This window comes from Sphingopyxis sp. SCN 67-31 (assembly GCF_001725095.1).
Map to the genome: position 1 here is coordinate 1 of NZ_MEFH01000172.1, position 6,086 is coordinate 6,086.

At 67.0% G+C, this 6,086-nt stretch carries 6 protein-coding genes; 2 read left to right on the top strand and 4 right to left on the bottom strand.

Features of this window, described 5'->3' with window-relative positions; genetic code table 11:
• Together ABS88_RS22900 and ABS88_RS22905 are read right to left on the bottom strand one after the other, a co-directional pair.
• A partial coding sequence (locus ABS88_RS22900; RefSeq protein WP_286750689.1) for an SUMF1/EgtB/PvdO family nonheme iron enzyme occupies positions 1 to 845 on the bottom strand: 845 nt, incomplete at its 3' end.
• Positions 842 to 1,486 (bottom strand): TetR/AcrR family transcriptional regulator, encoded by a 645-nt coding sequence (locus ABS88_RS22905; protein WP_062901828.1) that lies wholly within the window; start codon positions 1,484 to 1,486, stop codon positions 842 to 844. The genes ABS88_RS22900 and ABS88_RS22905, both read right to left, overlap by 4 nt.
• A 122-nt stretch (positions 1,487 to 1,608) precedes the next feature.
• Between ABS88_RS22905 and ABS88_RS22910 the strand changes: the two genes are divergently transcribed.
• Both ABS88_RS22910 and ABS88_RS22915 read left to right on the top strand, forming a co-directional pair.
• Positions 1,609 to 2,256, top strand: a complete 648-nt coding sequence (locus tag ABS88_RS22910; RefSeq protein ID WP_062901829.1) for a hypothetical protein — start codon at positions 1,609 to 1,611, stop codon at positions 2,254 to 2,256.
• Between the two features lie 19 nt (positions 2,257 to 2,275).
• Entirely contained in the window at positions 2,276 to 3,922 is a 1,647-nt protein-coding gene (locus ABS88_RS22915) for a sulfatase-like hydrolase/transferase (protein ID WP_286750690.1), read from the top strand.
• Between the two features lie 29 nt (positions 3,923 to 3,951).
• On the opposite strand, the gene ABS88_RS22920 is transcribed toward ABS88_RS22915, so the two are convergent.
• Both ABS88_RS22920 and ABS88_RS22925 read right to left on the bottom strand, forming a co-directional pair.
• Entirely contained in the window at positions 3,952 to 4,398 is a 447-nt protein-coding gene (locus ABS88_RS22920) for an Lrp/AsnC family transcriptional regulator (protein ID WP_040590524.1), read from the bottom strand.
• On the bottom strand, positions 4,398 to 6,086 hold a 1,689-nt coding region (locus tag ABS88_RS22925), incomplete at its 5' end, for an isoaspartyl peptidase/L-asparaginase (protein ID WP_286750691.1). The genes ABS88_RS22920 and ABS88_RS22925, both read right to left, overlap by 1 nt.

Consider the following 6,086-nt stretch of genomic DNA (forward strand, 5'->3'; position numbering starts at 1 on the left):
AACTGGCGCGCGGCGGCGCGATAGCGCGCGCAATAATTTGCCGCGCACAGGAAGCTGCCGCCCTTGATGACATTGCGGTCGGGGTCGATCGCGCTTGCCGTCCATTCCCAGACATTGCCGATCAGGTCGTGGACGCCGTGCTTGTCGGCGGGGAAGCAGGCGACGGGCGCGCGGCTCTTGAAGCCGTCGGTGCCGAGGTCGCGGACCGGGAAGACGCCCTGATAATAGTTGGCGGTCGGCTTGCCGTTTGCATCGATAGGGACATCGCGCCGCGCGCCGCCGGTTGCGGCGGCAAGCTCCCATTGCGCCTCGTCGGGCAGCGCCTTGCCCTTCCAGCGCGCATAGGCGAGCGCGTCGTCGTAACCGACCTGGACCACCGGATCGCGGTCGCGGCCGGCGATGCCGGTCTTCGGCCCTTCGGGATGCCGCCATTCGGCCCCGACGACCCAGCGCCACCAGTTGGGATTGCCGTCGGTCGGCGCGGTAAACACCGCCGAACCGGGGATCAGCATGTCGGGCGGCGCGCCGGGCAGTTTCGGCGGGTCCTTCTCGGCAAGCGTCTTGTAGCCGGTCGCCTTCACGAATTCGGCGAATTCGGCGTTCGTCACCTCATGCGTCGCCATCCAGAAGCCCTTGACCGAAACCTCGCGCGCCGGTGCCTCTTCGGGCAGCGTCGCGTCGGCGCCCATGGTGAAGGTCGCGCCGGGTATCCAGACATAGTCGCGCGCCGGCATCGGCGGGCAGGTCGGGGTCCGCGCCTCGGCATGCTGTTCGGTCTTTTTGGCGCCGCATGCGGCCAGGGCGCCCAGCGCGGCGAAAGCGATCAGCGCCGCGCCGCGCTTCACCGATCGCCGCCTTGCGGAAGCGCGGCAAGCAGGGCTTCGACCATATGCGCGGTGACGGTCCCCGCTTCTTCGGCCGGCAGGCCCTGGTCGTGCCGCAGCGCGCGCCAGTTCTGGAAGGAGAGGGTGGCACATAGCGCCTCCGCCGCCACCTTGTTCGCAAGGACAGGCGCGGGCAGCAGGCGCATCACCAGTTCGCGCTCGACCGTGATGACGCGGCCATATTCGGCCATCAGAAAGGGCGACTGATAGCGCTTGATATTGGCCGCGAGCCGGAACGGCAGCATCGTTTCGAACACGCGGACGCGGCGGCGGGCGAGATCGCGCATGTTCGCGCGCCAGTCGTTGTCGAGATAGGGGGCGGTGACGATCGGCATCACCCGTTCGGCGATCGTCGCCGAAATCTCGCTATAGAGCGAATCCATATCGTCGAAATGGCGGAAGACGGTGCGAATGCCGATCCCGGCTTCGTCGGCGACGCGCGCCGCGCTGGGCATCAGGTCGCCGCCGGCGATCAGTTCCATCATCGCCTTGACGATGCGCTTGTGGCTCGACCGGCTGCGTTCGCGCCGACCATCGATCCGGGGCGTCTCGCTCGCCGGATTCGCCTTTGCCTCGCCTTCCGCTTTCGCCGTTGTCGTCATGTCCTCCCCGCTGGCGCAGCTTGGCGCCGTGGTCAATGCCCGCTTCGAAGCATCTTGCGCCGCGCCCGATATAATGACACATATAGTGCCAATAGTTTCGGGGCAACCGAAGAGTCGGGGGAATGATGGGGGAGCAGGCTTTTCTTGTCGGCGCGATTTGGGCGGGCGCGTTGCTGCTCTGGCTCGCCTTCCTGCTGTTCTACGATGGGTTCCGCCGCCCGCTGACGCGGGCCGAGATCGACGCCTTTCTGGGCACGCTCGGCGATCGCATGGAGGAAACGGGCAACGACAGCGCTCGCCTGCGCGCCTTTCTGGAGGACGACGACGGGCGCGAATTCGTCATGGTCAATCTTGTCCGCACGCGGCCCGGCCAGGTCACCGATCCCGCCAGCGGAGAGACGCGCGCGGGCAGCGAATGGCTGCGCCGCTATTCGGACCCCTTCGTGCGCGGGCTGATCGCGCGCGGCGGGCATCCGCTCTATGTCGGTGCCAAGGTCGGCGGCTATATCGACGCGTGGAACACACCCGCCGACCCCGGCTGGTCGCTGGTCGGCACAATGCGATACCGCAGCCGCCGCGACCTGATCCGCATGGCGGCCGATCCGGCCTTTCGCGCCGTGCATCCGAACAAGACGCTGGGGATCGAGACGACCTTCTCTTTCCCGACGCAGCGACAGATCGCCTTTTATGCCAGCCCGCGGGTCACGGTGGGGCTGGGGCTCGCACTCGCTGCGGCGCTTGCGCATATCGCGCTTTTGACATGGGCTTAGAGGGGGCCGGAGGGGACCGATGAAGAAACGCTGGATTGCATTGGGCGTCGTCGCGCTGATCGGCGCGGGTGGCTATTGGGGTTTTCAGGAGAATAAATATCGTCTGCCCGGGATGATCCAGGACTGGCGCGACCCGGTGCAGCCGAACCACGCCGTGGTCTGGCAGCAGGGGCCGGGTGCGGCCCCCGTCACCGCGCCGGGGACCAAGCGCCCGCCCAACATCATCCTGATCGTCGCCGACGATCTGGGCTGGAACGACATCAGCCTGAACGGCGGCGGCGTTGCGGGGGGGATCGTAAAGACCCCCAACATCGACGCGCTGGCACGTCAGGGGCTGAACTTCACCACCGCCTATGCCGCGAACGCCACCTGTTCGCCGTCGCGCGCGGCGATGATGACCGGCCGCTATCCGACGCGCTTCGGTTTCGAATTCACCGCGGTGCCGACCGCCTTTGCCGAGAATCTGGCGCATGGCGGCGGCCTTGGCCCGCTGAAGGCGATATTCCACAAGGAACTGATCACCGACGATATTCCCGACTATCCCGACATGGGCGTCCCGCCGAGCGAGATTACCATTGCCGAAGCGGTGAAGGCGGCGGGATATCACACCATCCACATCGGCAAATGGCATCTGGGCGAAGCGCCGCGCTTGCAGCCCAATGCGCAGGGCTTCGACGAAAGCCTCGCGATTCTGGCGGGGGGCGCGAAATTCCTGCCCGACGACGATCCCGATACGGTCAACGCCAAGCTGCCGTGGGATCCGATCGACCGTTTCATCTGGGCCAATCTGCGCCACGCCGTCACCTTCAACGGCGGCAAGCGCTTTCATCCCCAGGGGCATATGACCGACTATTTCGCCGCCGAAGCCGAAAAGGCGATCGACGCGAACAAGAACCGGCCCTTCTTCATGTATCTGGCGTTCAATGCGCCGCACACGCCGTTGCAGGCAACGCGCGAGGAATATGACCGGCTGCCGCAGATCAAGGACCACAAGACGCGCGTTTACGGCGCGATGATCGCGCAGCTCGACCGCCGCATCGGCGATGTCATGGCGAAGCTCAAGCAGGCGGGGATCGACGACAATACGCTCGTCATCTTCACCAGCGACAATGGCGGGGCCTGGTACACCGGCATCCCGCACCTCAATGCGCCCTATCGGGGATGGAAGGCGACCTTCTTCGAGGGCGGCATCCGCACCCCCTTCTTCATGCGCTGGCCGGGCCATATCGCGCCGGGGTCTGCCCGTGCCGACGTGACCGGGCATATCGACATCTATTCGACGATCGCCGCCGCGGCGGGGGCGAAGGTGCCGACCGATCGCATCGTCGACAGCCAGAATATCCTTGCCGGGCCGGCGCATCGCCAGGCGATGTACTGGCGTTCGGGCGACTATCGCGTCGTGCGCGCGGGCGACTGGAAATTGCAGGTAACGAAGCGGCCTGAAAAGGTTCGCCTCTATAACCTTGCCGTCGATCCGACCGAACAGCATGACGTGTCGGCGCAGGAGCCGCAGCGCGTCGCGCAGCTTCGCGCGATGATCGAGGCGCAGAACAAGGGGATGGCCAAGCCGATCTGGCCGGGGCTGATCGAGGGGCCGGTACGGATCGACGTGCCGCTCAACGCGCCGTGGAAGGACGGGCAGGACTATATCTACTGGACCAACTGAACCGTCCGGCCCCGGCCGGAGGGAAGGGGTCAGCGTTCGATCTTGGTCACCAATATGACCGACGTCGTGGTGCGTTCGACCCCGTCGAGCAGGCCGATCTCGTCGATCAGTTCGTTGAGCAGGGCGCTGTCCTCCGCCTCCAGCATCGCGATGATGTCATATTCGCCGCTGATCGCGTGGATCGCCTGAACCTGGGTGAAGCCGGCGAGGGCGGCCTCGACCTCGCGATGATAGCGCGGCAGCGTCTTGATCATCATATGGGCGCGGACGCGGCCGGCGGCAAAGGCTTGCCCCAGCCGCACCGTATAGCCCGCGACGATATTATCCTCTTCCAGCCGCGCGAGCCGCGAATAGACCTGGCCGCGCGAGATGCCGAGTTCCTTCGCAAGCTGTGCGATGGTCTGGCGCGCATCGTCGCGCAGCAGGGTGAGCAGGCGATCGTCGATCTCGTCGAGACTGACGGTCATCGGCGCCATCAGTCCGCCCATGCCTCGTCAGCGAAGATCGCCGTCTGTGGTTCCGCCCCGGCCGTCATCCGGCCACGATACATGCCAAGGTCGTTGAGTGCAAAGACCGGGCGGCCGTCGGGGCCCATCGCGATCAGGCCGCCGTCGCCGCCGATCGCACCGACCGCCGCGATGGTCGCCTGCGCCGCGTCGTTCAGGCTTTCGCCTTTCCACGCGACGCGGTCGCAGACCTGCCGCGCCGCGCTTTCGCGGATGAAATATTCGCCCGATCCCGTCGCCGAAACCGCGCATTGGCCGTTGCTGGCATAGGTGCCCGCGCCGATGAGCGGCGAATCGCCGATGCGGCCCCAGCGCTTGCCGGTCATGCCGCCGGTCGAGGTCGCGGCGGCGAGATTGCCATCGGCATCGATCGCAACCGCGCCGACGGTGCCGAACAGATGCGTCGGGTCGAGCGCGGCCTGATGCTTCTTGCGCCAGGCAAGCAACTGCTGCCACCGCTGATCGGTCCGGAACCAGGCGGGATCGACCTGTTCGAGCCCCTGTTCGACCGAGAAGCGGTCGGCGCCGTCGCGTGCCAAGAGGACGTGCGGGCTCTTGTCCATCACCGCGCGGGCGAGGTCGATCGGGTGACGGGTGCGCGTGACGCCCGCGACGGCACCGGCCTTGAGCGTGGCGCCGTCCATGATCGCGGAATCGAGTTCGTTGGTCCCCTCGGCGGTGAACACGGCGCCGCGGCCAGCGTTGAACAGCGGATTGTCCTCGAGCACGCGCACCGCCGCCGCGACCGCGTCGAGCGCCGGGCCGCCCTTGTCGAGCACCGCCGATCCGGCGCGCAGCGCGGCGTCGAGGCCGGCGCGATAGGCGGCTTCCTTGTCGGGGGTGAGCGAGCCGGGCTTGATGACCCCGGCGCCGCCATGGATCGCGAGCGACCAGCGCGGCACCTCGACCAGTTCGCCCGCGCGCGCGGCATAGTTGCGCACGAACACCGGCGCATCGACGCGGCCCGAGGGCAAGTGAACGACCGAGCCCGGCCCGACCCCCGTCACCTTGACCCGCGGCGCATCGAGCGGCCTGCGGTCGCTGACGTTGCGCAGTCCCGATCCGTCGACGACCCAGGCATAGCCGTCGGGTGCGGTCGCATAGATGCGCCCCGACCCGTCGGGTTCGACCGCGAGCGCGGCGCTTTCATCGACGCCGAGCCCGATCATCGCGGGCGCGTCGGCAGCGCGTCCGACCTGCGCCTTGGCGACGAAGGCGAAAAGGCGGCCGAGCCGGTCGCGTTCCTTGAAATGCGTATCGGTGACGATGCCCTTGAGCAGCGCCAGGTGCAGGAAATCGCCTTCGATGGTGTTCGCCGGGCCGAGCGGATCGGCGAGCGCTTCGGGGCTCTTGATGCTGCCGTCGTCCATCGCGCCATAGAGTTTTTCGCCCTGCATCGCGAGGCCGGCGCTGGTCCCGGCGAGCGGCTTGCCCGCCGCGACATGCGCGTCGATGATCTCGTTGACCGGCGTGCCGCGCCAGAAACGCACATAGCGCGACTGATCGCCGCCGGCGATGAAGATGCCGTCGGCCTTGCGCAGCCGATCGAGGATCTTCTTGTCGGTCGCTTGCGAACGCGCGTGGAAGACGAAGATTTCGACCGACTGGATGCCGCCGATGTCGCGATAGAATTCCTCGCCGATTTCCTTGCCGTAAGA

What these genes read in the sequence shown, in the direction of transcription:
- ABS88_RS22905 (WP_062901828.1), bottom strand. Translation starts at nt 1,486, where the DNA reads ATGACGACAACGGCGAAAGCGGAAGGCGAGGCAAAGGCGAATCCGGCG.
- ABS88_RS22910 (WP_062901829.1), top strand. Translation starts at nt 1,609, where the DNA reads ATGATGGGGGAGCAGGCTTTTCTTGTCGGCGCGATTTGGGCGGGCGCG.
- ABS88_RS22915 (WP_286750690.1), top strand. Translation starts at nt 2,276, where the DNA reads ATGAAGAAACGCTGGATTGCATTGGGCGTCGTCGCGCTGATCGGCGCG.
- ABS88_RS22920 (WP_040590524.1), bottom strand. Translation starts at nt 4,398, where the DNA reads ATGGCGCCGATGACCGTCAGTCTCGACGAGATCGACGATCGCCTGCTC.